The 25,131-nt window shown below is 42.4% G+C and carries 27 protein-coding genes; 9 read left to right on the plus strand and 18 right to left on the minus strand.

Features of this window, described 5'->3' with window-relative positions; all coding sequences use genetic code 11:
- Position 1 precedes the first annotated feature (1 nt).
- Entirely contained in the window at positions 2–748 is a 747-nt protein-coding gene (locus ARCPR_RS07830; protein ID WP_012940948.1) for an ABC transporter ATP-binding protein, read from the plus strand.
- On the opposite strand, the gene ARCPR_RS07835 is transcribed toward ARCPR_RS07830, so the two are convergent.
- Positions 732–1,247 carry a flavin reductase family protein gene (locus tag ARCPR_RS07835; RefSeq protein WP_012940949.1) on the minus strand — a complete coding sequence of 172 codons (516 nt, stop codon included), beginning with the start codon at positions 1,245–1,247 and terminating at the stop codon, positions 732–734. The two genes, ARCPR_RS07830 and ARCPR_RS07835, sit on opposite strands and share 17 nt — an antisense overlap.
- A 49-nt stretch (positions 1,248–1,296) precedes the next feature.
- Here ARCPR_RS07835 and ala point away from each other — a divergent pair, with 49 nt between their 5' ends.
- From ala to ARCPR_RS07850, 3 genes are read left to right on the plus strand one after another with little or no spacing between them, the layout of a single operon-like run.
- Positions 1,297–2,268: an alanine dehydrogenase gene (ala, locus tag ARCPR_RS07840; RefSeq protein WP_012940950.1), complete on the plus strand. Its 972-nt coding sequence runs from the start codon at positions 1,297–1,299 to the stop codon at positions 2,266–2,268.
- The gene (locus ARCPR_RS07845) at positions 2,265–3,164 is read left to right on the plus strand and encodes a dihydrodipicolinate reductase (RefSeq protein WP_012940951.1); all 900 of its coding nucleotides are present in this window, start codon (positions 2,265–2,267) and stop codon (positions 3,162–3,164) included. The genes ala and ARCPR_RS07845 overlap by 4 nt, the downstream gene beginning before the upstream one ends.
- Before the next feature lies 1 nt (position 3,165).
- Positions 3,166–3,519: a PaaI family thioesterase gene (locus ARCPR_RS07850; RefSeq protein WP_012940952.1), complete on the plus strand. Its 354-nt coding sequence runs from the start codon at positions 3,166–3,168 to the stop codon at positions 3,517–3,519.
- Here the strand turns inward: ARCPR_RS07850 and ARCPR_RS07855 are convergent.
- From ARCPR_RS07855 to ARCPR_RS07925, 14 genes are read right to left on the minus strand one after another with little or no spacing between them, the layout of a single operon-like run.
- The gene (locus tag ARCPR_RS07855; protein WP_012940953.1) at positions 3,516–4,700 is read right to left on the minus strand and encodes an argininosuccinate synthase; all 1,185 of its coding nucleotides are present in this window, start codon (positions 4,698–4,700) and stop codon (positions 3,516–3,518) included. The genes ARCPR_RS07850 and ARCPR_RS07855 overlap by 4 nt on opposite strands.
- 22 nt (positions 4,701–4,722) lie before the next feature.
- Positions 4,723–5,637: an NOG1 family protein gene (locus ARCPR_RS07860; protein ID WP_012940954.1), complete on the minus strand. Its 915-nt coding sequence runs from the start codon at positions 5,635–5,637 to the stop codon at positions 4,723–4,725.
- A 48-nt stretch (positions 5,638–5,685) separates the two neighbouring features.
- Entirely contained in the window at positions 5,686–6,153 is a 468-nt protein-coding gene (locus ARCPR_RS07865; RefSeq protein ID WP_012940955.1) for an adenylyltransferase/cytidyltransferase family protein, read from the minus strand.
- An 11-nt stretch (positions 6,154–6,164) separates the two neighbouring features.
- Positions 6,165–6,854 (minus strand): universal stress protein, encoded by a 690-nt coding sequence (locus ARCPR_RS07870; protein WP_012940956.1) that lies wholly within the window; start codon positions 6,852–6,854, stop codon positions 6,165–6,167.
- Positions 6,851–8,095 carry a Coenzyme F420 hydrogenase/dehydrogenase, beta subunit C-terminal domain gene (locus tag ARCPR_RS07875; RefSeq protein ID WP_083772968.1) on the minus strand — a complete coding sequence of 415 codons (1,245 nt, stop codon included), beginning with the start codon at positions 8,093–8,095 and terminating at the stop codon, positions 6,851–6,853. Before ARCPR_RS07875 ends, ARCPR_RS07870 begins: the two co-directional genes overlap by 4 nt.
- On the minus strand, positions 8,092–8,526 hold the full coding sequence (locus tag ARCPR_RS07880; protein WP_048084942.1) for a 4Fe-4S binding protein: 435 nt from the start codon (positions 8,524–8,526) through the stop codon (positions 8,092–8,094). The genes ARCPR_RS07875 and ARCPR_RS07880 overlap by 4 nt, the downstream gene beginning before the upstream one ends.
- A complete protein-coding gene (gene nuoH, locus ARCPR_RS07885; protein WP_012940959.1) occupies positions 8,523–9,557 on the minus strand; it encodes an NADH-quinone oxidoreductase subunit NuoH in 1,035 nt (344 codons plus the stop codon). The genes ARCPR_RS07880 and nuoH overlap by 4 nt, the downstream gene beginning before the upstream one ends.
- A 5-nt stretch (positions 9,558–9,562) precedes the next feature.
- Positions 9,563–11,692: an NADH-quinone oxidoreductase subunit D gene (locus ARCPR_RS10030; RefSeq protein ID WP_012940960.1), complete on the minus strand. Its 2,130-nt coding sequence runs from the start codon at positions 11,690–11,692 to the stop codon at positions 9,563–9,565.
- A complete protein-coding gene (gene ndhC / locus ARCPR_RS07900) occupies positions 11,670–12,008 on the minus strand; it encodes an NADH-quinone oxidoreductase subunit A (RefSeq protein WP_012940961.1) in 339 nt (112 codons plus the stop codon). Before ndhC ends, ARCPR_RS10030 begins: the two co-directional genes overlap by 23 nt.
- Positions 11,996–13,114 (minus strand): proton-conducting transporter transmembrane domain-containing protein, encoded by a 1,119-nt coding sequence (locus ARCPR_RS07905; protein WP_012940962.1) that lies wholly within the window; start codon positions 13,112–13,114, stop codon positions 11,996–11,998. Before ARCPR_RS07905 ends, ndhC begins: the two co-directional genes overlap by 13 nt.
- Complete coding sequence (locus ARCPR_RS07910; RefSeq protein ID WP_012940963.1) at positions 13,102–14,922, minus strand: NADH-quinone oxidoreductase subunit 5 family protein; 1,821 nt, start codon at positions 14,920–14,922, stop codon at positions 13,102–13,104. The genes ARCPR_RS07905 and ARCPR_RS07910 overlap by 13 nt, the downstream gene beginning before the upstream one ends.
- A complete protein-coding gene (locus ARCPR_RS07915) occupies positions 14,919–16,310 on the minus strand; it encodes a complex I subunit 5 family protein (RefSeq protein ID WP_245526130.1) in 1,392 nt (463 codons plus the stop codon). The genes ARCPR_RS07910 and ARCPR_RS07915 overlap by 4 nt, the downstream gene beginning before the upstream one ends.
- Positions 16,294–16,560 carry a hypothetical protein gene (locus tag ARCPR_RS07920; RefSeq protein WP_012940965.1) on the minus strand — a complete coding sequence of 89 codons (267 nt, stop codon included), beginning with the start codon at positions 16,558–16,560 and terminating at the stop codon, positions 16,294–16,296. The genes ARCPR_RS07915 and ARCPR_RS07920 overlap by 17 nt, the downstream gene beginning before the upstream one ends.
- Positions 16,557–16,991, minus strand: coding sequence for a hypothetical protein (locus ARCPR_RS07925; RefSeq protein WP_148208703.1), 435 nt, complete (start codon positions 16,989–16,991; stop codon positions 16,557–16,559). Before ARCPR_RS07925 ends, ARCPR_RS07920 begins: the two co-directional genes overlap by 4 nt.
- A 149-nt stretch (positions 16,992–17,140) precedes the next feature.
- On the opposite strand from ARCPR_RS07925, the gene ARCPR_RS07930 reads away from it, so the two are divergent.
- From ARCPR_RS07930 to ARCPR_RS07950, 5 genes are all read left to right on the plus strand, one after another.
- The gene (locus ARCPR_RS07930; RefSeq protein ID WP_012940967.1) at positions 17,141–18,040 is read left to right on the plus strand and encodes a 5,10-methylenetetrahydromethanopterin reductase; all 900 of its coding nucleotides are present in this window, start codon (positions 17,141–17,143) and stop codon (positions 18,038–18,040) included.
- 6 nt (positions 18,041–18,046) lie between these two features.
- Positions 18,047–18,814: a F420-dependent methylenetetrahydromethanopterin dehydrogenase gene (locus ARCPR_RS07935; protein WP_012940968.1), complete on the plus strand. Its 768-nt coding sequence runs from the start codon at positions 18,047–18,049 to the stop codon at positions 18,812–18,814.
- Between the two features lie 9 nt (positions 18,815–18,823).
- A complete protein-coding gene (glyA, locus tag ARCPR_RS07940) occupies positions 18,824–20,035 on the plus strand; it encodes a serine hydroxymethyltransferase (RefSeq protein ID WP_012940969.1) in 1,212 nt (403 codons plus the stop codon).
- Positions 20,036–20,160: 125 nt separating this feature from the next.
- Positions 20,161–20,499, plus strand: a complete 339-nt coding sequence (locus tag ARCPR_RS07945) for a hypothetical protein (RefSeq protein ID WP_012940970.1) — start codon at positions 20,161–20,163, stop codon at positions 20,497–20,499.
- A gap of 53 nt (positions 20,500–20,552) precedes the next feature.
- A complete protein-coding gene (locus tag ARCPR_RS07950; protein ID WP_012940971.1) occupies positions 20,553–21,566 on the plus strand; it encodes a Coenzyme F420 hydrogenase/dehydrogenase, beta subunit C-terminal domain in 1,014 nt (337 codons plus the stop codon).
- Here the strand turns inward: ARCPR_RS07950 and lysS are convergent.
- From lysS to thrC, 3 genes are read right to left on the minus strand one after another with little or no spacing between them, the layout of a single operon-like run.
- Positions 21,563–23,053 carry a lysine--tRNA ligase gene (gene lysS, locus ARCPR_RS07955; RefSeq protein ID WP_012940972.1) on the minus strand — a complete coding sequence of 497 codons (1,491 nt, stop codon included), beginning with the start codon at positions 23,051–23,053 and terminating at the stop codon, positions 21,563–21,565. The genes ARCPR_RS07950 and lysS overlap by 4 nt on opposite strands.
- A 23-nt stretch (positions 23,054–23,076) precedes the next feature.
- Entirely contained in the window at positions 23,077–23,676 is a 600-nt protein-coding gene (locus tag ARCPR_RS07960; protein ID WP_012940973.1) for a diacylglycerol/polyprenol kinase family protein, read from the minus strand.
- Positions 23,677–23,679: 3 nt separating this feature from the next.
- Positions 23,680–24,861, minus strand: coding sequence for a threonine synthase (gene thrC, locus ARCPR_RS07965; protein WP_012940974.1), 1,182 nt, complete (start codon positions 24,859–24,861; stop codon positions 23,680–23,682).
- Positions 24,862–25,131: the final 270 nt, after the last annotated feature.

Raw genomic sequence — 25,131 nt, forward strand, 5'->3', positions numbered from 1 at the left:
TGTGAAAGTTGAAGTAAAAAGTCTGAAAGTTGATTTAGACGAAGTTTTGATATTAGAAGGTGTAAATCTGAAGGTAAAAGAGGGCGAGTTTTTCGGAATAGTCGGTAAAAATGGGAGCGGTAAGACTACACTTCTGAGAACTTTAGCTAAGTTCTATCCCAAGGAAGGTTCAATTTACATAGATGGGAGAGAGCTTGAAGATATAAAATTGGATGAGCTTGCCAGAATTGTGGGTGTGGTTCCTCAGGAGTTTGAGCTTAACGTCAACTTTACAGTTGAGCAGTTCGTAGCTTTGGGCAGGATTCCTTATATCAGGATATTCGAGTCCGAGAAGGATAGAGAGGTTGTAAACAGGGTTATAGATTCGCTTAAATGCCCGAAAAACAGGATTGTAAGGACTTTGAGTGGAGGAGAGAAGCAGAAGGTCTTGATTGCAAAAGCATTGGCTCAGGAACCTAAGGTTCTGCTTTTAGATGAACCAACATCTCACCTAGACATCAAACATCAGATAGAGATCGTCAAGATACTCAAGTCCCTTGCCAAAAGGGGTTTGACTATCATTGCAACCTTTCACGACCTAAACTTGGCTTTAAACTTCTGCGACAGGATTGCTATAATGAAAGATGGAAGGGTTTTGAAAGTCTGTAAGCCGGATGAGGTAGATTCAGATGTTTTAAGGGAGGCTTTTGAAGTTGAAGTGGAAGTTGTGAACTTGAACGGTTGGAAAGTCGTTATTCCGAAGGTTTGAAGTATTCTGATGGTGTTGTGAAGAATTTTTTGCCAACATGCATTGCAATCTTAGCTTTTTCAAGCCAGACTTCCTTAAAGTATCTCTTGTCAGCCCATGCATGGACGATTTCAGCTATGAAGATCGAATGTTCCTCAAGCTTTATCTCATCCAAAACCTTGCATTCCAAATAACCCAAACAACCTTTTATGTGTGGTGTTTCTATCTTTACACCCTCTTCAAGCTCTATCCCGAACTCTTTAATTTTATCAATCTCTCTTCCGCTATATGTCCCAACCTTCCATATCAAATCGAGTTTGTCGATTGAAAGAACGTTTAGTGTGAATTCCTTCGACTTTGCAATTAGTTCGTATGTGTAATTCTCCCTATCCACAGCTATTGCGACTTTACTCTCTTCAACGGGCATGTGCCAAGCTAAAGCCATTGCATTTGTCTTTTCATTCTTAGCAACAACAACTAGGGCTGGTCTCGGGTGGAGTAGTCTGTAGGCGTATCTCATATTACAAGTAAACCGAAGAGATTAAAACACTTCTCAAAGCCTTGCATGCATGGAAACGATCATATTAACCTATGAGGATGTTAAAGAGCTTCTAACGATGAAAGAAACGATTGAAGCTGTAGAAAGGGCTTTTGAGCTTCACGGAAAAGGCCTGACTCAGATGCCACCCAAAGTCTATCTGAGTTTCGAGAAAGGCGACTTGAGGGCCATGCCCGCATACTTGGAAGGTAAGGCTGGAATTAAATGGGTAAATTCGCATCCGGAAAACCCCAAAAAAGGTTTACCTACGGTCATGGCTGTACTCATTCTCAACGACCCAGAAACGGGGTATCCCATTGCAATAATGGATGGTACGCACATAACGAATTTCAGGACAGGTGCGGCTGGGGCTGTTGCGAGCAAATACTTAGCAAGAAAGGACAGCAAGGTTTTCGGCTTTGTTGGGTGTGGTAGGCAGGCTTATACACAGTTTTTGGCTTTGAAAGAAATTTTTGAAATTGAAGAGGTGAGAGCTTACGATATAAATGAGAAAAATGCTGAAAAATTTGTTGAATTCTGTAGAAAGTGGACGGAAGCTGATGTCAAGCCAATTGAAGACGTTTGCGATTGTGATGTCTTGACAACGACAACTCCTTCGAGAAAGCCAGTCGTTATGAACGATTGGATTAGGGAGGGAACACACATAAATGCGATCGGCGCTGATGCTCCGGGAAAGCAGGAGCTTGACGAAAAAATATTACTACGTGCCAAGATTGTTGTTGATGACCTAGAGCAGGCTATACATGGTGGAGAGATAAATGTCGCAATTTCTAAGGGCATTCTTAAGCCAGAAGATATCTATGCAAGCTTGGGTGAAATCGTGGCTGGCTTAAAGGCTGGAAGAGAAAGCAATGATGGGATAACAGTTTTCGACTCAACCGGTCTAGCAATTCAGGATATTGCTGTTGCAAAAGTTGTTTATGACAGAGCCGTGGAGACGGGTAAGGGGTTAAGGATAGATCTCTTCAGGGGATTGGTATGAAGGTGGTCATTTACGGTTTCGGGCAGATTGGAAGGCTCTTAGCTGAAGCCTGCATTAAAAGAGGATTTGAAGTCGTTGGAGCTGTGGACATAAATCCAGAGATCATTGGAAAGCCTTTGAGAGAGTTTGGAATAGAGAGCGATGGTGTAATAAAAGACAGTTTGGACTTTGATGGAGATTTGGCTTATATAACAACTGGATCCTACCTCGATAAGGTCTATCCGCAAATTGAGGAGTGTGTGAAGGCTGGGTTTAACGTCATAAGCACATGCGAAACCCTAGCTTATCCAGAATACAGATACCCAGAGCTTGCGAGAAAAATCGATGAAATTGCTAAGAAGGAAGGAGTTACAGTTTTGGGAAGTGGAGTAAACCCCGGATTTCTCCTCGATACACTGCCAATAGTTCTATCAGCTGTATGCGTTGAAGTTAAAGCTATTAAGGCTGTGAGAAGTGTCGATGCTTTGAAGAGAAGAACTCAGTTCCAGAAAAAGGTGGGAATTGGCTTAAGCGTTGAAGAATTTGAAAAAGCCAACTTAAGTGGCCATGTTGGTTACGCTGAATCAGCTTTGCTGATAGCAGAGGCTTTGGGAGTTGAACCTAAAGAGGTGTTGGAGGGACAGGAACCTGTAGTTGAGAAAGGTGTTGTGCAGGGTATCAGGGGTTTTGGTGAAGTTAGAGGTGACAAGCAAATCAGAATAGAATTCCATGCCTACGCAAATGCTGAAGAATACGAGTTAATTGAGATCGAAGGAGACAACAGCGTAGTATGGAAGAGTAGTGGTGTAAAAGGCGATTTGGGGACAGTTGCAGTGCTTGTGAATCTGGCTAAGGCTGTTGTGGGGTGTAGAGCTGGGCTAATTAAGATGACGGATTTGATTCCTTTCAAGTGGTAGCATGTTTCACGATTTATTCGGAATCGAAGTCTTGGAGGTAAAAGATGGATTTGCGAGGGTTAAGGCAAAGGTTAAGAAGGAATTTCTAAACATTCACGGCACAGCACACGGTGGGTTCATATTTACCTTAGCAGATACAGCTTTCGGCTTAGCAGTTAACTATGACTCCCCAAGAATGGCTATAAACGTCAACATCAACTTCATCAAGCCTGCATTTGAAGGGGACGAGCTTGTTGCTGAGGCTAGGGTTGAAGGTGGCGGGAAAAGGGTAAAGTTCTGTCTGTTAAGGGTTTACAGAGGCGATGATTTGATAGCTGAAGGAACTGCAATCGCTTACGGGATAAAAAAGGTTTAATGGGATAGCTTTTTCATTATTTTCCTGTAAATCCTACCTTGCAACCCGTGGAACCTTGAGAATCCTTCCGCATACTTTTGATCTATTGCTGTAGTATCGAATGAAGTTAGTTCCGGTTTATACAATGCGAAATCTGAATACCTCGCAACGGGCATTACATTTCCCTTGAATAACTTAACCTTGACCCATCCTGTAACTCTCTCCTGAGTCTTATCTATGAACGCGTTGAGGGCATCGAAGAGCGGATCGTTCGTTAGGCCGTAGTAAACGAGTTCAGCCCACTCCTCTTCAACAAACCTCTTAAACTTAAGCTCCCTCCTACTTAGAACTAGCCTTTCCAAATCCCTGTGAGCTGCTATGAGAATCGTAGCTGCTGGATGCTCGTAACATTCCCTTGACTTCAATCCCAAAACTCTATCCTCTATTATGTCGGTCCTGCCGACACCATGCTTACCTCCAATCTCGTTGAGTTTTCTGATGAGTTCTAGCCCGTCCATCCTTTCATCGTTCAAGGCAACCGGAATTCCCTTCTCAAAATCGATTTTTATAATTTCGGGCTCATCTGGAGCATCTTTAGGATCTGCAGTCCACTCCCAGATATCCTCAGGAATAAACGTTGGATCTTCCAGCTTACCTCCCTCAACGCTTCTGCTCCACAAGTTTTCATCAATACTGTACGGCTTTTCCTTCGTTGCAGGAACTTCTATACCTTTCTCCTTAGCGTACTCAATCTCCCACTCCCTCGTTAAATTCAACTCTCTCATCGGAGCTATAACCCTAAAACCGTACTGGTAAAACACGTTTTCAAATCTGAGCTGATCGTTTCCTTTGCCAGTGCAACCGTGTGCGATTGCATCTGCCCCCTCTTTTTTGGCAACTTCAACAACCTTTTCAGCTATAATCGGTCTCGCTAAAGCCGTTCCCAAAACGTAGCCTTCGTACTCTCCGTTAGCCTTTATCAACTGCATTAAAGCCTCGACAAACTCTTTCTTTGCATCAACTGTATAATGCTTGTCCGCATACTTCTTACCTCTCTCTTCAGCCTTTCTAATATCTTCTTCGGGCTGTCCTATGTCTACGGTTACAGTAATTACCTCATCAAAACCGTATTTTTCCTTAAGAAGGAATATCGCAACTGTTGTATCCAGCCCACCGGAATAGGATAAAACTACCTTGCTCATGCACGAAGTTAGGTGTTGCTATTTAAACCTTTAGAACCTCTCTTATTCTTTTCAGTACATCCTCTATTCCCTCTCCAGTTACGCTCGAAAAGGCCGGCAAATCTCTCTTGTCATGCAAATCCGCTTTACTGTAAACTACTATAACTGGAACATCGAAGTTCTCTTTAATCTCCTCCAAAAGCTTCATTTGAGGCTTCAAATCCATTGTAGGATCGATTATAAATAGGATACAGTTCGCGACATGCTTTAAGCAGAGAATAGCCTTTCTTTCTATCTCATTTCTCTTCTCAAGAGGCCTATCTAAGAGACCGGGAGTATCGATTATCTGTATTCTCTTACCTCTCTCAAGCTCTATGTATCCCACGTGAATACTCTTTGTCGTGAATGGATAGCTTGCTATTTCTGGCTTAACTGTTGAAACTTTAGCAACGAAGCTTGATTTACCGACATTTGGATAACCGGCAACGACTACCGTTGGCTCATCTGTTAGGGCTGGGATTTCCCTCAAAGTCTTTTTAAGCTCATTGAGAAATCTTAGTTCCTCATCTATCTGCTCAATAATAGATGAAATCCTACCGTAAGCAGATCTCAAAACCTGAACGGGATTTTTACCCCCTTTAATTTCTCTAACAGCCTTGTTTATTATTTTCTGTGTCATCTCGTTAGCCCAATTTAAAGCTGCTAAAGCCTTCTTAATCCTTCTGATACCTACGACTAGATCTATCATTTCCTTATAGAAATCTGGAAGGTTGTCGTAACTCGGATGAGACTTTATTATTTTATTAAAGTAATCCCTCAAAACGTTTGAAACTGTTGCAAGCTTGTTTAATGCCCTCTCTCTTGGCGTTCTACCTCCTACCTTTGAAGCTCTTCCGAAGGCTTTATCCAGAAGTTCTTCAGCTGTTAAGACTGTCGGTAACTTCTTCGCTTCGAACACGGCATTCACCTTGAAATTGAAATTGAGTGGAGTAATATAAATGTGTCTTCAGAGCATACCTCTCGACCTGAAAAACTCTTCATACTCCTGTAACCTGCTTTTAACGACATCTACAATCCTCTTTATTATTTTTGTAGACGAACAGTATTCGCACTCCTCCTTAGCCTTTATCCTTACAACCCTCGTGTTTAAACCCCTCTTTCTAAGCTCCTCTTCAAGCTTTTTCTCGTCAAAGTGCTGATCGTATCCTAACGCTATTATATCGGGCTTTAACTCCATTATCGGTTTGAATATGTCATGCTCGTCACCCAAAATGGCCTTATCTACCGGTTTTAATGCAGAAACAACTCTAACCCTTTGCTCTTCTGGAATTATCGGCTTAGGTTTATGCCTGACGTTCTTCTCTCTAGCGACTATAACTATGAGTTCATCACCCAGCTTCTTAGCCTCTTCGAGAAACCTGATGTGTCCGGGATGGATTATATCGAAAGTTCCTGTAGCTACAACTCTAACCATAGGCAGTGAACTCAGAGGCTCTGAATAAAACCATTCCGCTTTATTAGTTCTTTCCAGACTAAGACGGGTAATTTTCCAATTTTCGCAATCTTTTGTGTTGTACTTCCAATTGACATCCTTTTCATACTTGTGTTTAGAGCTATACAGCTGGCATCTATCTCTTCAGCAGTTTTTAAGATCTCTTTTGCAGGCTCTCCCAGCTTCACGTGATAGCTGGAAATCCTCGTCGTTTTCTTCTTTACATCCTTCATGAAGTTCACGATTTTTGAGATCTTGTCGGGGCTGATGCTTTGAGGAATTACAGATTCTAGGACGTGAACAATATGCACTTCCTTAAAGGGTAGCCTCTCGATTCTAAGCCTTATGGCATCGTTGAAGACGAGCGGATTGTACCCTATGAGGCATCTCTCAAAAACGTTATCGAAATCCTTCGCAATTATGACGGGTTTTGAAACTTCTTTCGCTATGTCCAATCCAAGATCTGGATCGTCTACAGCGATCAAGTCGACATCTATGGCATCAGCGAACTTCGCAACTTCTTTTGCAGGTTCTCCTACAGTTATAAAACCATCCTTCATTTTTAACTTCTTTCTTTCCTCCAGTATCTCTCTTCCCCTAAACTTCTTTGTGTCGATTATTTTCAACCTGATTACTTCTTCCGCTTTGATTTCTACTGAGTCCGAGGCGACAAGGATTCTCATACTCCTTCTTCCTCCTTTCTCAATGCCTTCTTAGCTTTAAATCTACAAAGCTTTTCGACGGCTTTTAAATTTGCTTCGCACTCTTCGATGTAACCCTTCGAGATCATGTAGTCGTATATATTCTTAGCGGTTTCACTCCTTATTAAGACTGTTGAATAACCGTCTGGACTTCCAACACTTCCAATGCTAACATCCGAATCAACACCCGCAAAGTCTAGGCAGTAGTTACATCCATTAGAAACGTGCTCTTCAAGTTCTTTAATGGGGCAATCGAATACGCCATCTACCATTTCAACTATGAACTTGCCCTTCTTTATGTCAAACTTCTTAACCTTAGTGGCATCTATGTTCTTTTCTCTCAAAAACTCCATCAGACTTGAATACCTAAAGTTTTCCATGCAGAATAGGGACACAGCTAGCTTAACCTTGTTGTAAAGTGGGATTTCCTTTTGAAGGAGTCTAAGTCCAGTTATTATGCATGGCGTTCCTACTATTGCCAGCCTTCCAGCCCTCTTTATTACTTTATTTAACTCGGGTAAAACCGGTGCTAAGCTGTACTTCGTTCCAGTAATTCTTTCGCTTTTCAGCTGATCCGGATGTTTTACATGAACGATTATTGGTTTCCACCTCTCATCCCTGCTGACCATGAGTGCCGTATCTATAATACCCATTTCGAGTGCACATGCTATAAATTCTGAAACCATAGCTCCGTCCTGTCCCTTAAACCTCTTAGATCTAGCCCCTTTAACTTCAATTACCTCTCCTACGCCGCTTTTGAAAACTGAATTGTATCTTTGGCAGACCTTTATGCAGATCGCACAATCCCTACAAATCTTAACCCAGTCAGGGAAATCAACTACTCCATCCTTCCATATTATTCCATTTGGAGGGCAGACTGTACAAGCACCGCAACCTGTGCAGTAGCTTACGTCGACGACCTTTCTAGCAATCATATAATACTTCTTTTTCTCAATTTTTTCGGGTCTCAAGATATCTATCTCTATCTTGAACTCTTTAACTTCCTCTCTAGGAACGAGTTCAAGTGCGTTGAATGGGCAAATGTCCACACAAGATCCACAACCCGTGCATAACTCGCTGTTAAGTATTATCGTGAGAATGCTCCCATTGAACTTTGAACTTAGAGCTCCGCTTGGACAAGCATCTACGCACATCCTACATCCAACACAGTTGTCCGAATTTACGTGATGCGCCACGTATTTGCTCAGTAGCCTTTGCATCATCTTTTCACCTTCAAATCTTTCTCAAACTCATATGTAACCACTTTAAGATCCCTTCCTTTGATCTTCCCTCCTGCACCTATGGTTATATATGGATTATTAAATGCGAGGTCGTGAACGGTTGTGTTCCTTAAAGCACCTGTAGGACAAACATCTATGCAGAAGTGACAGAATATGCATTTACCAAAGTCTATCGTTGGATAATACCTACCATTAACATTCTTCATTATTATTGCATTTGCTGGGCATATCCTCGCACATCTCGCGCAACCCAAGCACGAAATAGCTTCAACTTGGATGTATCCTCTTATATTTTCGTAGAACCTTATCTCCTTAGGATATTGAACGGTTATCGTGCTGGGCCTTACAACTTCCTTTACAGCTTCAAATATTGCATTTATATGCCCTTTAAGCTTTGAAAAACTTCTTTTCACAACAACCAAGCTATCACCCCCGAGAAAGCTATTGAAGCAATTGCCAGCGCCATCATGAAGCCCCATCCTATCCTCAACGCTTGATCGATTCTGTATCTGGCATATATAGCTCTCGTAATTACGATAGCGCACATGACTATCAAAGCCTTTAGCATCAGCCAAATGACATCTGAAAGATCTCCCAAAACGGCTATCTCGAATCCCCTCCAACCTCCAAAGAACAGGATAACCATTAGTAGGGATAACAGATAGAGCTTTTCATAGGCTAGAACCATGACCAAACCGAACATTATACCGCTGTATTCCACGTATGGCCCGAACGCAATTTCTTGATCAGCTTCAGGTATATCGAAAGGCAACCTTCCGCTTGCCATTACCGTTGCAATTAAAAATGTTAGGAATGCTAATGGATTCAGAAATACACCGGGTATACTTTGCCTTTCAACAATCGTTATAGCATCTCCAGTCTTGTAAAGCATGAGCATGGCAACAACTGAAAGGATCAGCGGAATTTCGTAGGATATATACATGAAGGATTCCCTTACCAAACCGATATAGGCAAATCTGTTGTTTGCGCTCCACCCTATAGCTATTACGAATAGTGGTATCAACGCTATTAAAGCTACCAAACAAGGTATCCCGAATTCGCTCCTAAGAGCGTAGACGTTTCCGGCAGGAACGAGCGTTAAAGCCAATAAAATCGGAATGAACGAAAGAATCGGTAGTTGAAGGAAGTATACTTTGTTGGCATCCCTGTGAACTATTACCTCCTGATACAAGTATCTCAGCGCATCTGCCAAAACTTGCAAAAGCCCTCCGATGTGCGGTGAGACCTCTTTAGGTCCAACCCTCCACTGAATCCTTGCTGCAATTTTTCTCTCAAACCATATTGTTATTCCCAAATAGAGTAGCAACGCAAGAAGCCCGGGCGCTATAAGGACGGCAAAGACTTCTCTTTCGACTATTAAACCTAACAGCGGTATTTCCGCTATTCTGTTTATCAAACCCTGAACTATTGGAACATTCAACATACCTATCACCTGTCCGCTTCTGGTGGGAAGTATCCAAAGCTACCGTAAATAGCCTGCAAATCTGCAAGCCTCTCTCCTTTACAAGCTTCAACGAATCCTCTGAGGTTGTACCATGAGGGGGTAACTATTCTGAACCTGTAAGGAGTCGTAGATTCGCCGTCGCTAACGATGGACATGTATATTGTGCCTCTCGCACCCTCAACACATGAGACAAATTCTCCGAGAGGCAATACCAAATCCGTCAATTTCCACATATCCACCTTTGTTTCCCCGCTCGGCAAATCTCTAACAAGCTGATCTATTATTTTAATGCTCTGATTTATCTCTTCAACTCTCACAAGTAACCTAGCATAGGAGTCTCCTTCTTCAGCGGTGACTACATCCCAATCGACGCAGTCGTAAGCTTCGTAACCCTTTAATCTCCAATCGTGCCTTACGTTGGATGCCCTTAAGAAAGGTCCCACTATCCCCAGCTCTTTCGCATCCTTCTTACTCAAAATCCCGACGTTTTCAAGTCTCGCCACAACCGTGGGATTTTTAACGAACATTTTCTCGAACTTTTCAAGTCTTCTCCTCATAGCCAAAACGATTTCTCTGACTCTCCTCAGCTTTTCATCGCTGACGTCCCATCTTACTCCTCCGGGAACTATGAAGGAACCTGTAACTCTTGCGCCAGTTAAAATCGTTAGAGCTTCACATACGAACTCTCTCAAACCGAAAGCCCACATGAATCCAGTCGAATGTCCCAAAAATATGGAGAGAATTCCCGCATCGTACAGATGTGTTCCAATCCTGCATAGCTCAGCTAAGATCGTTCTAATGTATTTGGCTCTCTCAGAAACCTCAATTCCTAGAGCTTCTTCTATAGCCTTGACGTAACAGATGTCATAATTTGCAAAATCCGTTATGCATGGTCTTTCCACTAGAGGTATGTTCTTGATGTATATTCTGCTCTCAGCAATTTTCTCAACACCTCTGTGAACGTATCCCGGATCTGGAATTACATCTTTTATGATGTCTCCATCGAGCTTTACTATCAACCTCATGTGTCCGCTTCCGGGATGCTGGGGTCCAACTACAAGGATATATTCGTCTCCCTTAACGAATTCATCTGGGAGTTTTGTAACGTCCAAGTTACCATCAAAATCTTGCAAGAAAGGTCTCTCTTCCTCTATACTCTGCGATTCAAGCCTGAAATCTTTCCTTAATGGAAACTTAGGTGTGGAAACATCTAGGAGGAAGTTTCTTCCCATCCATTTGTTTCCCTCGAATACAACTCCAAAGAATTCGTGCATCTCCCTCTCCATGTAATCAGACGACGGAAAGATATCCGACAGACTCTCCACCTTCGGGTTTTTCCTACTAATTCTTTTGGCTAGCGTTACGAGCTTGTAGTTTTCGTAGTTGTGGAGTGTAAACTCAACGATGAATGTATCTTCATGTGGAACATCCAAGACGTTAACATCTTTAACGTTGTCAAAACCTAAGTGGGCTAAGATTTCCGCCGACCTCTTAACATCATCTACAAATGCGTAGTAGTGGTCTTTACCCACGGTATAAACTCTAACTCCCAAGACATCTTCTAAAGTCTTAGCATAATCATCCCTGCCCCTCTCAACGTTCGGAACTACAGCTGGATTCTCCACTCTAAACTCTTTCAAAGGAGGTAACTTTCTGACCTTACCTTTCTCAACTTCTATGCTTACCTCTTCAAACTTGTCAAAATCTTCTTTCCCTTCTATTTTTTTCTGAAGAGCAACAATACCCCTGATAAGAGCCTCCGGCGTTGGAGGACAACCAGGAACGAAAACATCCACAGGGACAACATCCCACGGTCTAACCATGTGATAGCTGTTCTTGAATAATCCACCCTTAATACCGCAAGCTCCCATAACTATAACAAACTTAGGATTTGGCATCTGCTCCCAAGTTATCCTCAAAACTCTAGCCATCTTTCTTGTGATAGCTCCTTCAACGATTATCAGATTTGTCTGTCTGCATATACCGTAGTTCAAGCTACCTATTCTTTCAGCGTCATAGCCACATGCGTAAGCGTGCGCCAATTCAACTCCACAACATGCGGTAACCAAATGAACTGGCCAAAGACTCCACTTAGTTCCCCACTCTTTCAGCAAGCTTAACACCTCCCAACAACGGTGGAATTAACAAAGCCAGTGTCACAGCTAAGAATTTGATGTAATCGCTGAATGGTGACAGAAGTAGCATTAGGACTGCTATGGGTTCAACCGCTAAAAACAGAATCAGATAGGGGACGTATTGGAAGGGTAGAGCGTGCTTTGGTCTCTCTATTGGAACATTTCCAGCTTCGTACCTCATCTCCTTTACTTCGCTTTTGACCTTCTCGGGAAGAAGTTTGGTAAGTATAAGCATTATCAAATCGATGACTAAGCCTACAGCCACTACTAAACCAATCAACGTCAGCGCATCCAACAAGCTATCACCCCCTCATATATTGGTGTTGGGTAAATTATCAGAGATATTAAGACGCATGCAGTCACAACTGCTGAAACGATTAGACTTCTACCTCTTTCATACATGCCAGCGAGTCTGACGTAGTAGGGGACAGATATAACGGAGTTTATAACTAAGATTACCGCTAATATAAGCAGATTAGACTTTATCAGCGATGTCAGTATGAAAAATTTACCCCAAAAGCCTAGGAGTGGTGGCACGCCTATCATAGAGAATGCGAGGAGGTATGTCTGAACTTTATTTGCACCATCTTTTAAAGCTGTGAAAAATCCGATCTTTCCAGCTGAGTTTGCCAAAAGCTGTATGAAAGCTCCAGCAAATCCTAGTGGATTTAAAGTCGTTAAAGCTGATGTCACGTAACCCATGTTCGCAATCGTAGAATACGCCAAGATTCTCTGAGGTTTATTGGAAGTTAAGGCTCCGACGTTTCCTACGAGCATGGATAAAACTGACAGTGCGAATATGAAGGCAAATGTGATCTCATCCAAGCTCAAAACCCTGAAGGCTATGAGGAATGGAATGAACTTTGCCAAGCTTGCAATTACAGCAACCGTAACCGGATCACCTTCCTCAAAAACGTCTGGAACCCAGATGTGCAACGGAGCAATTCCCACTTCCAATGCTAGGCCGATCAAGAATAAGATCTTGCCGATGACCGTGTTCAAGTTGATAAGGCCGAAGATGAACAAGACTGTCGCTAAAACCATGAACGTGATGTATTTTACCGCTGTATCTGGTTTTACATCGTCCTCCGAAAGCAGTATTAGGGCGTACGTTGGAACGCTTCCAGCTATGAAGCAAACTATCAGGACTGCGAGATCGTTCGATTGAAATGCGTGAAGCGTTGCTATGAGCATCAGAATTGGGAGAGTTAAGTGACTCTTCCACTTCAGCAGAGTTAGAGATGCGAGGTTTAAGATTGCGATGACAGTTATCAGGGCTAGGAAAGGATTGGTACTGAATGTGAGCATAGCGGAAATTATGCAAGCTACTATTCCCGCCGATCTACTTTTCAGAGATAATACCGCTCCTATCGATAGAACTATTAATGCTACAATTTCCATTCAAACCACCCCGCTATCAAAAGTATAGTAAACAGCAGTCCGATTACAAACTCAACGTATTTCGTAAGCCTCTTTCTCTGAACGCTTCTGATAGCATTCGATACGTTTTCGAACATCTCCGGTATAACTGTATGGGCAAACAAATCTACGGCTTTGTCGAAGTAATAGCAAAGGAAGATGAAAGCCCTTCCAATACTGGGAACTATCAAGTCGTTTAAAGCCATCAGATACATCCTATCACTCAAAAACTGACCCACCCTCGATTCGTAAGTGGGCTTGAGTATAGCTAAGACGTAAGCAATAGCCAAAATAATTCCCACGATTACCGAACTTTCGCTAACCTCTCTGAAAACGTAGACTATTAAAGGTAAGAGCGTTAGGCACATTACGATGTAAGACGTTTGCATCAAAATTTCCCTGTGTGTGTATATCTCAACTTCTCTACCCTTTAAGAAGTTTAAACTCAAGAATTTTGCGAGAAATGCGGAATAAATTACGGATGTTAGCAGAAACAAAGCTAAGGGGTAATATCCGAACTCTTCGAGATGATGTAATAGTTCTTCCATTCCCGATTTAACCCAGTAAGCCGTGAAAGGAGGGATTCCAGAAAGGCAGAGTGTGGCAATTAAGGTTGCGATGAAGGCTGATGGCATCTTCCTAAAGTTGACTTTGCAGTGGAATCTGTTGTGAGTGGCGTGAATTAGATGTCCAGCTACTAAGAACAGTGTAGCTTTGGCTAACGCATGAACGACGAGGTAGAGAAATGCGAGGATTATCGCTATTCTACCGAACCAGAAACTCAGAGATGTAACTGCAAACATTATTCCAAGGCTTGAGAGGGTTGAAGAGGCGAGCAGGACCTTTCTTTCTCTACAGGCTAAGGCTACGAGTGCACCGTAAAGGGATGAGGATAACCCTAAGAACAGGATTAAGGTGTAAGCGAATTCGAGTTCATGGATGTTCCAAGGCTCGATATACCAGCTGAGGCGCATGAAGAGGTATGCTCCCGCCGCTACCATCGTGGCTGAGTGAAGCAAGGCTGAAACGGTAGTCGGACCGGTCATTGCAGTCATGAGCCATTCGCTAAATGGTAGCTGTGCGGACTTTGTAAAGGGCCCCATCATTAAAGCTAGCAACACTATGCTCGAAGCGAATCCCAAATCTTTGAAGACAGTATGCCAATCCATTGACGATACGTTGAGATTTTGCGTCAGTGCGAATATTACCGCAATGGCGAAGAACATCGGCATGTCTCCTATCCTTATAGTCGATATGGCTCTCCAAGCTGAGAAGCTCGGTGACCAGAACATTTTAAGCTTCCAAACCCTTCTTCCTATCTCTCCAACGTAGCTGAGTTCGTCATCATCCCTGAACCAATGCCCTATTAAAGCCCAGGATGCCAAGCCCAAGCCTTCCCATCCTATGAGCAAAGAGAGGAGGTTGTCGCTGTAAACAACTAAGAGCATTGAAGACGTGAACGTGTTAAAGAAAAACCAGTACCATCCCAAGCGATAGTCATGCTTCATGTATTCCAAGCTGTAAACTCCTATTAGGAACGCTATAAAAGCCGTTAAAAGTCCCATCGTCTTGCTCAAATAGTCCAATATAAACGTGAAGCTTATTCCAAGCTGGGGTATCCACGGATAGCTGATTGTTGAATCTGGCAAGTTGTAGGTGTATATTGTTAAAATGAACGATAGGAACAAGCCAAAAACGGATGTAACAGCGAGATTTTTCCTCCAGAGATACCACGCAATAGCTGTAGGAATGCTGAATATCATCGGCAAGATTATCAACGCGATTATCATGCAAACACCTCCATCAAAGCATCGACGATGTATTTTGCAGTGAAGAGAGTTATTATAGATATTAAACCTATAACGTACAGGGGTATTTTAACGGATAGAGCAATCCTCTTGCTCGGATAGTCTTTAGGCTTACCGTAGTATATCCTCTTCATGGTGTAGAAGCTGTAAAGCCCGGAAATTATGAAAGCAACTATAACCATCATAGCCACCCTACCGATTCCGTAGAACTCCACAACACCTCTAAGAATGAAGAACTCTCCGAGCAAGCCTATCGTTACAATCCCGCTCAAGTTCATGAAGCCTAAGAGGGATGCGTTCGCTATTTCTGGAACTTGCTCGTGCAATCCACCCATTTTCTCGATATCTCTAAGATGGTAGGCCATTATCAAAGCTCCGGCACTCATGAAGAGTATGGATTTTCCGAATGCGTGTGATACGTATTGAATAACTAGACCGAACATACCGTATGTTCCCAAACAGAGGGCCATCAGCATGTAACCCATTTGGGAAACGGTTGAATAGGCTAAAAGCCTCTTGAAGTCTCTCTGCTTGAAAACGATAAGGCCTGCTACGAAACTTGTTAGAAATCCGTAAAGAAATATTTGATCTCTGAATTTTATAACAAAGCTTGGATCTATTTCATAAATTCTTAAAAGAATATACCCAGCCAGACCGACAGTTAACGGGCTTAGTAGGGCACTTACTGGCGTAGGAGCTTCAGCATGGGCATAGGGGAGCCAGATGTGAAATCCTAATCCCGGCAATTTGATTACCATTCCGAGAAATATCAGAATCCATGCAACCATAGGTATCACTTTAATGTAGGGCATCAGCAACGTTTGATTTTTCAATCCGACGATTATGAACCCTATCAATGTTAAAACACCAGCTACATGTGTCCAAACGAAGTAGAGCAGAGCAACCCACCTTCTATTTCCATATCCATAGTAGTATATCAGTAGAAACGAAGAAACTAGCGATATTTCGAGGAAAACGTAAAGGAGGAGTAGATTTGCTGAGTAGACCAGTAACAGCATTGAATACGCGTATAGGTTGTACAGGAACCAATACTTTCTAAATTCGCCTTCACCCAATCCCATCTCTTCGAATCTGTGTTTCATGTAAGGGTAAGAATATAGAGCGACCATACTCGAAATCAGAGCTATCGTAAATCCAAAAATGTTCGAAATACCGTCGGAGAATAAATAAAAGTCACCTACTGGTGAGGGAAAGCTGAGAAGGTGGATATAGCCTCTGGAAGTGAGCTTCAAGGCGATGAGTATACATGACAGCACATAAGCTAAAGACGTTATCAGATGTCCTCTCACGATTAGCGGGGCAATTATCAAAGCTACCAGCGGTATCGCGACTTCAATCAATCTTATCACCCTCCAAACTCGTCGTTCTAAACATTTTACTGAATATCGTTATTACGGCAACGAGAATCATGAGTTCGGAAGAACTCGTGAAGATAACAGCCACCAACGTTTCGTACCCCTGTGGAGAGTTCATGATGCCTAGGATCGATAAGAACAAAGAGGCGAATAGGAATTCCAAGGATATCAGTAACCTTACAAGATCTCTACTCGAAACAAGCATTATTGAACCTATTATCAGCATCACCAGTGCCAGTATCAAGATTTACACCTCCAAACCTCGATTAATGGGATCATCACGAGTAAAGATAGGCTGAATAGAAAGAAGATGGGTTCAAAGCCTATTAAAGATGTTACGTAATCTCTCGGATTGTCAATAACTGTAAGAGGTGCAACCAGAGCAAGAAAGACTGCAACTGCAAGCGCGAAGAATATCCACCTGAGCTTGTATTTGATAGATGCCTTCTCTCGATACGAGTAGGCCAAAACCAAAGTTACTGCTCCCAGGGCTCCGATGAATATTAAGGCGATAAGTGCGAATGCAGAATGAATCCCATAGTAAGCGTACACTCCAGCTATACATATCATGGTAAGACACATGTAAAGGGCTGAGTAGAAGTTGTCCCTGCTCAGGAGAGATGCTATTCCGAAAGTTACAATTAATACGTACAAGATTACCAAGCCAGTCGGCACGTTGCTCATTATTATTCGTTGGTTTTTAAGTTTTACTAGATTCTGCCTTTTTCGGCATGCTCATCATCAATTGATTTCTAATCGTGCCTTGAGAACTGGAAGTGGCATTTTTTAATAAAATTTAAATTTTCTCTCTTTCTCGCCGAATTATGGAGCTAGGAATTGAGCTAAAGCCTGACAAACCGTTCTATGAAATCGAATACTTGGCTAAACTCGCGGAAGATTACGAATACGATTACATTTGGATCACGGAGCACTACAACAACAGAAACCCCATTCCTATTTTAACGACCATCGCTTTAAAGACTCACAGGGCAAAGATAGGTGTTGGGGCTACAAACCCCTATACTACTCATCCGGCACTGATAGCATCAATCATCTTTACTTTAGACGAGATAAGCGGTGGTAGAGCTGTTTTGGGAATTTCCGCTGGAGATAAGATGACCTTGAATAGCTTGGGGATAAGGAGAGAGAAGCCGTTGAAGACAGTTAAAGAGGCTGTAGAGCTCATAAAAGCTCTTATGAATGGTAGGACTTATGAAGGAGATCTGTTTAAGTGTATGAGCGTTATTCCTTTTGCAAGAAGAGTTCCGATCTTTGTGGGCGCTCAAGGTAGTAAAATGATTGAGCTTGCTCTCGAAATCGGGGATGGAGTTATTCTGAATGCTACCCTACCTGAAATAAAAACGAGTAAGACTGTCGGACTTTGTATGCCGGTATGCGTTGATGACGATGTAGATAGAGCTAAAAAGATTGCCAAGATCGTTGTAGCCTTTATAATTGCTGGTAGCTCGAGGAGTTTTGCAGAGAAGGAGGGAATTCCTTACGATGTCGTTACCGATATTAGGAAAAAGATTTCGAAAGGTAAGTTCGACGAGATAAAAATAGATGACGAGCTGATCGATAAATTCTGCCTTTATGGGAAGGTTAACGATGTAGTGGCCAGAATAGAGTCTTTTAATGTTGACATATTCATAGTAGGTACGCCCATAGGTAGAGATAAGGTAAAGGCTATTAAAGAAATAGGAAAGAAAATCAAAGGGAGGTAAATTCGTATGAGAATTGGTATAGCCAAGCTCGGTGCTATAGGTTCTGCCGTTCTTTTAGAGTATTGTTTAGATGAGTTGGCAATGAGAGGAGATATAGAGACTTTCGTAGTTTCTTCGGGTTCCAAAATAAAGGTGGAAGTACTTGAGGAACTTGAAAAGAGAGATTTTGACCTTAAGATAGTTACATGCCCGAATGCTGAGAAATTCCTCAAAGATGTTAATCTGAGTGATAGAGTGATCGTTATTACGGATAGAGCCAGTAAGGATTGGCTAGATAGCTTGAACTGGGGTTACATAGTGGTAAAAGCAGATGCTATGATTGGTGCGAGGAGAGAATTTTTAGATCCTACAGAGATGGTGCTCTACAACTCGGATTTGCTTAAGGTTTTAGCTGTGACGGGGATTATCAGGTTACTGCAGTACGAGATAAACAGGGCTTTGAAGGAGGATTACCTTCCGAAGGTTGTAGTAGATTATAACACGGCTGTAAAGTTTGCTGGTTTTTGCAATCCGTACGCCAGAGCCAAAGCAATTGCGAGCTACATAATAGCTGAGAATATTTCAAAGATAACGCATAAAGCTTGTTTTGTCGAGAAGGATGCCGAAAACTACATTACCCTATGCGCCACTGCTCACGAAATGATGAGAATTGCGGGAAAACTTGCGGATGAGGCTAGGGAGATTGAAAAGTCAAACGACAGTGTTTTAAGAACACCCCACTCGAAATCGGGTGAAATCTTGAAGAAGGTAGGCTTGTACGATGTGCTCATGTGAGGTGGTTGTGTGGAAGTGTTCGATTTGATAAGACAGCAGTCCGAATATATGAAGTCTGTAATTCCACTCATTGCAAGCGAGAACGTGACGAGCAAGTTCGTCAGAGAATGCTATCTCAGCGATTTTGGACATAGATATGCAATGGGAGATGTTGAGAAAAGAATTTACAGCGGATGCAACATCATAGACAGGCTGGAGGAGTTGGCAATCAAGTATACCAAGGAGTTGTTCGGTTGTGAACATGCCAATGTTAAACCGATATCTGGAACCATCGCAAATTTGGCGGTTTACAGAGCTTTGACTGAGTGCGGTGATAAGATACTTGCTTTGCCAGTAAAGTGTGGAGGGCACTTCTCATTTCATGATTCTGCAAATGTTAGATGTCTAAGAACCGTGGAAATGCCCTTTGATCCTTCAGAATTTAACATCGACCTAGATAACGCTAAGAAAAAGATAATCGAAGAAAGGCCAAAGCTGGTCATACTCGGTGCTAGTGTCTTTCTCTTCTCACATCCTGTGAAGGAATTGGTTGAGGTAGCGCATGAGGTGGGAGCGAGGGTAATGTACGATGGCAGTCACGTTTTGGGGTTGATAGCTGGGAAGGAGTTTCAGGATCCTATTAAGGAGGGAGCTGACGTCGTAACAGCTTCAACTCACAAAACATTCCCCGGTCCCCAAAGAGCCGTAATCATGTGTAAGGAGGAGTTGGCTGAGATGATAGACTACGGAGTCATGCCGTGCGTAGTCAGCAATCACCACATACACAGTTTAGCTGGATATGCAATGGCTTGCATAGAGATGCTGGAATTTGGAAGGGATTACGCAAGACAGATTGTCAGAAACGCTAAAGCTCTCGCTGAGGAACTTTACAACCTAGGTTACAACGTCCTTTGCCCTCACTTGGAATTCACCAAGTCTCATCAGGTCGTTGTGGATGTTGGGAATGGGTGCGAAGTTGTTGGAAAGCTTGAGAAGGCAAACATACTCACAAATCCCTGCCTACTACCGTGGGACGACGATAAAGCAAGTGGAATAAGGATAGGAGTACAGGAGGTAACGAGGTTGGGGATGAAGGAGGATGAGATGAGAGAGATTGCAAGGTTTATAGATATGGCTCTGAAGGATAAAAAACCTATCAAAGATATCAAAAACGAAATCAAAGAGTTCAAATCCAACTTCTTAACAGTCAAGTATACTTTCGAAGAACATCCGGCTTACTGAGGTCAGACCTGCCCAGTTTCATCATTTTTTCAGGCACAGTGGGCGTCATCATCCCTTAGCTGATAATTTTTCAGGCTTTTTATTGCTAACGCAACCATTATATATTATCTTTCAAAATACCGTCAATGAAGGACAGCTTGAAGCTTTATCAGTACTCTGAAAAGCTTAAGTCCGAACTAATAATAGGTATGAAGCTCGTTAAGAGCTTGGAAGGTTTGAAGGATAAAGAGTTCGATGGTGGCTTGAAGGTAATTTTGGAGTTTTTCTCAGCTTTGAGCGTTGAAGTCGGTATAGCCTACAACTCCACGGGGGATGAGAGATTTAGACAAGTTTACGATATAGTTTCAAACGTTGATTTTGTCGATGTCGATTCAGCAATTGAAACTCTGGGTAAAGCTATGACGATTATAACGAACTGTGCTGTAGATGCTTACGAGAATCTGCAAAGAGAGGGAATATTTTGATATGTGATGATCAACCTTAAAGTATATATTGTGGCACATAGGGACATAGCGGTATGAATCCTTTCGAAGAGTTGGAAGTTGATATAATCTTGTCAGGCAAGTGTTGCTACTGCGGAGCGTGTGGTGCCTTCTGCAAGTATATACATTATGAGAATGAAAGGCCTGTTGCAGAGAATTGCGAGCACTGTGGAGTTTGTTACGATGTTTGCCCGGTTAACTACTTTAGTGAATCTAAAGCTGAGATCGAGATCTTTGGTGAAAAAAGAAAGGACGATGCGATAGGATACTATCGTGAGATTTTAGCTGGTAGGGCTACTGATGAAAATATAAGGAGTAAGGCTCAGGATGGTGGAGCTGTTACGGCAATTCTTACGTATCTGCTTGAAAGCGGTGCTATTGATTCCGCAGTCGTTACGGGAAGAGATGAATCTTGGAATCCTAAGCCAATAGTTGCGATAAGTAAAGAAGATTTGCTTGCTTCCACCGGATCAAAATACACTCAATGCCTAGTTCTGCTCGGTGTGAAAGATGCTATCAAGATGGGTAAAAAGAGTATAGCATTGGTAGGGTTACCTTGTCATGTAAAGGCAATTAGGAACGCTCAGATGTCTGGGCACAGTTTAGGTGCTGAAAAAGTCAGCGTTGTCCTAGGTCTGTTTTGCATGGAGACATTCTCAAGGGATTTGCTCAAGCATAAGTTGGAAGAAATTGGTGTGAAAATAGAGGATGTGGAGAAGTTCGACATAAAGAAGGGCAAGCTGATGGCTTGGGTGAAAGGAGAGGTTAAGACAATTCCACTGAAGGAGCTAAAAGATGCTGTAAGAACTTCATGTAAGTTCTGCAACGACTTCACAGCTGAATTTGCGGATATAAGCTTCGGTAGTGTCGGATCGGATGATGGCTGGAGTACGATCATAATTCGTAGCGATAGAGGTGAGAAGATAGTTAAGGGTGCAGTCGATCAAGGATACCTAGAAGTTCAGCCAATCACCGAAAAAGGTATTGAAGCCATCAGAAAGTTGGCTTCACGCAAAAAGAGTTGTAAAGTTGTTTACACACAAATTTAGCTCAATATTTCTTTAACCCTCTCTTTAAACCAATTTACCCCTAGAGTCTTGATGAAGTATCCAGCCCTTGGACCGTAGGTTTTGCCTAGTATAGCTTTGTAAATTGCCTGAAACGCTTTAGCTGGCTTTAAACCGAGGGTGTTTGCAACCTCGTAAACCTTGTTGTGTATTTCCTCGGCACTCATATCTTCACTAAGCTCATTCGCAAACCTCTTTAGAAATTCGAGCTCCTCCTCGCTGAACAGACTTGCATCAACCTTTTCGGCAATTTCGAACTTCAGCCTTTCACTTGCGAACTTTTCGAGCCAAGCCTTAGCGTATTTCAGCCTCCTCTCCACATCTCTTAGAGTAACTTCATCGACCCTGTATCCAGTCCTCTCGATTATTTCAAGAACTTTGTTCAAATCCCACTTCGCAATCTGCCCTACAACGATGAGATGTCTAAAGGGAACCTCGCTGTAAACGACTCCAGAGATCATGGAGAGTTGGACAGCCCTGTCCCCATTCTTCAATCCATCTTCAAACTCATCGACTAATTCGAGCAGATTTGCTGGATCAAAGTCAATATGCTTCTTCGGTTTGACTCTGATTATCATGTATCTGACAATCTCTGGCGGAACAATCTCTATGAACTCCCTGACTGGCACAACGACACCTTTAGAAGAACTCATCGCTCCAACTCCCTTGAGGTTTATCCACTCGTATGGAACTGGATAGGGAGGTTCTATGCCGAAAATCTCCCTTGCAAGTCTCTTGCCAGTATCGTAGCTACCACCTGCTGAGGCATGGTCTTTGCCAAAAGGCTCGCAGGTTATACCCAAAATCCGCCACCTTGCTGGCCAATCTACACGCCATACGAGCTTACCCTCTCTATAACTGACTTCTCCTTCATCACCACAGCTGCAAACATAGCTTATACGCTTGTCGTCAAAGCTCACGATTTTAGTGGTGGTAAGCCTTTTGCAGTTTTTGCATAGTGGCATGAAAGGATACCAATCGCTTTCGATTTTTCTGCCAGTAACCTCTTCGAGTATTCTTGCAATGTTATCCCTTTGCTGAAGTGAAATTTTAGTTACCTCTTCGTATTCACCGTTTCTATACATCTCATCTGCCTTCTTAACAACAACGGGAATTTCGAGTATTTCGAGAGATTCCAAAAACGGTTGCAAGAAATGCTCCGCATAGTTGTCGTGACAATCTTCTGGATCGGGTATCAAGCTTAAAGGCATTCCAACGTATTCCTCGTATTCCTTAGGCAGGAAAGGATATCTCCTCCTCAGAGGATCGAACGTATCTGCAACGTAAACGATTTCAGCCTTTCCACCCTTGTCGATGATTGCCCTTCTAATCGCATCCGCTGTTAGCATCTCCCTTAAATTGCCTATGTGAATTGGTCCAGAAGGAGTTATGCCTGTTGCAATTCTATGATCCTCACGTAGCTTAAGCAAATCCTCAGCAATAACATCAGCCCAGTGTTTCTCTTCCATTTGGCTAAGCAGCTTACAACTGATTAAAAACTTAACCAATTTACTAAATATAAAGCAACAGCCATCGTGATCTGGCAGGAAAAGTTGTCGTCTGGTGGAATGTTGAACAGCTCAGTTAAAGCACCTATTAACGCACCTAAAAGCGCATAAGGAATACCAAAATACGTCAGTATGAGGTAAGCCGATATCGTATAGGCTAAAAATCCTTCAAGACTCTTGTTTTTGATTTTAACTCTGCCAAATGCCTTTCCAACCAAAGAGGCTAACGCATCGCTTATCACGGCGACTGTAATGACTCCTACAGCTACTTCAGGAAAGAACCATATTACGAGCAGAGATGCAATGACAAAGAATATGTGCGCACCAATTCTCTTTTTCTCGTGACCTCTCGCAATCTCGTCTACAATTTTCTCGACATCTTCTAAACGTATATAGCTCAGCGTCTGTTTTAAATCGTCTCTAAGCTTTTTATCAAGTCTAATTGGTTCTAGAGCTATAAAAATGGATAACACGACTATCAGAAATGAAATTGTAAAATCTCTTCCAAGGTATATGTAAATTGATGGGATGACCAATCCTATTAGGTGAATAAGCTTCCTCTTTAGCTCAGTTTTCGGATACATAAACTATAAGACTTTTATAATCTCTTCAAACTCTGCTGGCACTTCTATCGGCTGACCACACACCTTTAACACGATTTCGGGATCTTTGAGTAGATGACCAGTTGTTATACAGACGACAGTCTCATCACTTCCAATATAACCGTTTTCAACTAACTTCCTCAATCCAGCTAAGCTTGATGCTGATGCAGGCTCAACACCTATTCCTTCTTTTCTGGCTAAATCCTTTTGAGCCTGTATTATCTCCTCGTCATTGACCTCTACTGCCGTTCCCTTTGATTCGTAAATTGCTCTCAAAGCCTTTCTTGCATTTACTGGATTTCCTATCCTTATAGCGGTTGCAACCGTTTCTGGATTTGTGACGGGCTCTATAACGTCTTTTCCTTCCATTACAGCCTTGTATATCGGATTAGCACCTTTAGCTTGAACACCAATCATCTTCGGAGTGGAGTCTATTAAGCTGAGTTGTTTGAGTTCTTTGAAACCCTTGTAAATAGCGGAGATGTTCCCGGCATTTCCCACAGGTAAGACAACGTAATCTGGCACAAATCCAAGCTCATCGACTATTTCGAAGGCTATAGTCTTTTGTCCCTCTAATCTGAACGGATTGACCGAGTTGAGAAGGTAAAAGTTCATCTCCTTACAAACCTGTCTAACTAACTCTAAAGCCCTATCGAAGTTGCCCTTGATGGCTATAACCTTAGCTCCGTGCATCAAAGCTTGGGCTACTTTGCCTAAGGCAACTTTGCCAGCTGGCAAAAGTACGTAAGCCTTCAATCCAGCTTTGGCTGCATACATAGCCATAGATGCGGAGGTGTTGCCAGTCGATGCACATGCAACTGCCTTTTTACCTAATTCCAAAGCTTTGGTAACGCCTACGGTCATTCCCCTGTCTTTGAATGAGCCTGAAGGGTTTGCTCCTTCGTGCTTCACGTAAACCCTGCAATTCAACTCCTTACTCAAGCTGTCACACCTGTAAAGTGGAGTTCCACCTTCCTTCAGTGTAACTGGATCAATTTTAACTGGTAAAAGACAACGATATTTCCAAACTCCCCAAGGATTACCGTCAAGCTTAAAATCGACCTCAACGTCTTTAAACCTCACTTCCAAAAGCCCACCGCAGTCGCATGTGTAGGATTCTTCCCCATGCTCTTTCCCACACTCTATACACACCAAAGAGTAGCTCATACTCTAAACCTTTGCTTTAGGTATAGATCTTTTTCTACTCACCAATAGCACAATGAGCATTACGACATAGCCGATAATAACAGAGTTAAACCCTTCAATCTTAAAACCGTAAATCGATAGCGAAACTAGCACAAGAACCCATACAAGATAGCTTGAGATTTCAAGGCATATAGCTTCTATCTTAGCGCAGCACCTATCCGGTCTAACAGATTCTCAAGTAATCTTCGACCAGTTAATAACACCTCTCACCTTCAATCTATTATTGACAAC

It is taken from the genome of Archaeoglobus profundus DSM 5631 (assembly GCF_000025285.1).
In the GTDB taxonomy this organism is placed as follows: domain Archaea; phylum Halobacteriota; class Archaeoglobi; order Archaeoglobales; family Archaeoglobaceae; genus Archaeoglobus_B; species Archaeoglobus_B profundus.

Bases quoted from the DNA above. Each gene is read 5' to 3' on its own strand.
- ARCPR_RS07910 (WP_012940963.1), bottom strand. From the start codon at position 14,922: ATGATAATCGCGTTGATAATCTTGCCGATGATATTCAGCATTCCTACA.
- ala (WP_012940950.1), top strand. From the start codon at position 1,297: ATGGAAACGATCATATTAACCTATGAGGATGTTAAAGAGCTTCTAACG.
- ARCPR_RS07945 (WP_012940970.1), top strand. From the start codon at position 20,161: ATGAAGGACAGCTTGAAGCTTTATCAGTACTCTGAAAAGCTTAAGTCC.
- nuoH (WP_012940959.1), bottom strand. From the start codon at position 9,557: ATGTTGAATGTTCCAATAGTTCAGGGTTTGATAAACAGAATAGCGGAA.
- ARCPR_RS07870 (WP_012940956.1), bottom strand. From the start codon at position 6,854: ATGAGAATCCTTGTCGCCTCGGACTCAGTAGAAATCAAAGCGGAAGAA.
- ARCPR_RS07950 (WP_012940971.1), top strand. From the start codon at position 20,553: ATGAATCCTTTCGAAGAGTTGGAAGTTGATATAATCTTGTCAGGCAAG.
- ARCPR_RS07845 (WP_012940951.1), top strand. From the start codon at position 2,265: ATGAAGGTGGTCATTTACGGTTTCGGGCAGATTGGAAGGCTCTTAGCT.
- ARCPR_RS07905 (WP_012940962.1), bottom strand. From the start codon at position 13,114: ATGGAAATTGTAGCATTAATAGTTCTATCGATAGGAGCGGTATTATCT.
- ARCPR_RS07875 (WP_083772968.1), bottom strand. From the start codon at position 8,095: ATGATGCAAAGGCTACTGAGCAAATACGTGGCGCATCACGTAAATTCG.
- ARCPR_RS07930 (WP_012940967.1), top strand. From the start codon at position 17,141: ATGGAGCTAGGAATTGAGCTAAAGCCTGACAAACCGTTCTATGAAATC.
- ARCPR_RS07960 (WP_012940973.1), bottom strand. From the start codon at position 23,676: ATGTATCCGAAAACTGAGCTAAAGAGGAAGCTTATTCACCTAATAGGA.
- ARCPR_RS07835 (WP_012940949.1), bottom strand. From the start codon at position 1,247: ATGAGATACGCCTACAGACTACTCCACCCGAGACCAGCCCTAGTTGTT.
- lysS (WP_012940972.1), bottom strand. From the start codon at position 23,053: ATGGAAGAGAAACACTGGGCTGATGTTATTGCTGAGGATTTGCTTAAG.
- ARCPR_RS07935 (WP_012940968.1), top strand. From the start codon at position 18,047: ATGAGAATTGGTATAGCCAAGCTCGGTGCTATAGGTTCTGCCGTTCTT.
- thrC (WP_012940974.1), bottom strand. From the start codon at position 24,861: ATGAGCTACTCTTTGGTGTGTATAGAGTGTGGGAAAGAGCATGGGGAA.
- ARCPR_RS07850 (WP_012940952.1), top strand. From the start codon at position 3,166: ATGTTTCACGATTTATTCGGAATCGAAGTCTTGGAGGTAAAAGATGGA.
- ARCPR_RS07865 (WP_012940955.1), bottom strand. From the start codon at position 6,153: ATGGTTAGAGTTGTAGCTACAGGAACTTTCGATATAATCCATCCCGGA.
- ARCPR_RS07855 (WP_012940953.1), bottom strand. From the start codon at position 4,700: ATGAGCAAGGTAGTTTTATCCTATTCCGGTGGGCTGGATACAACAGTT.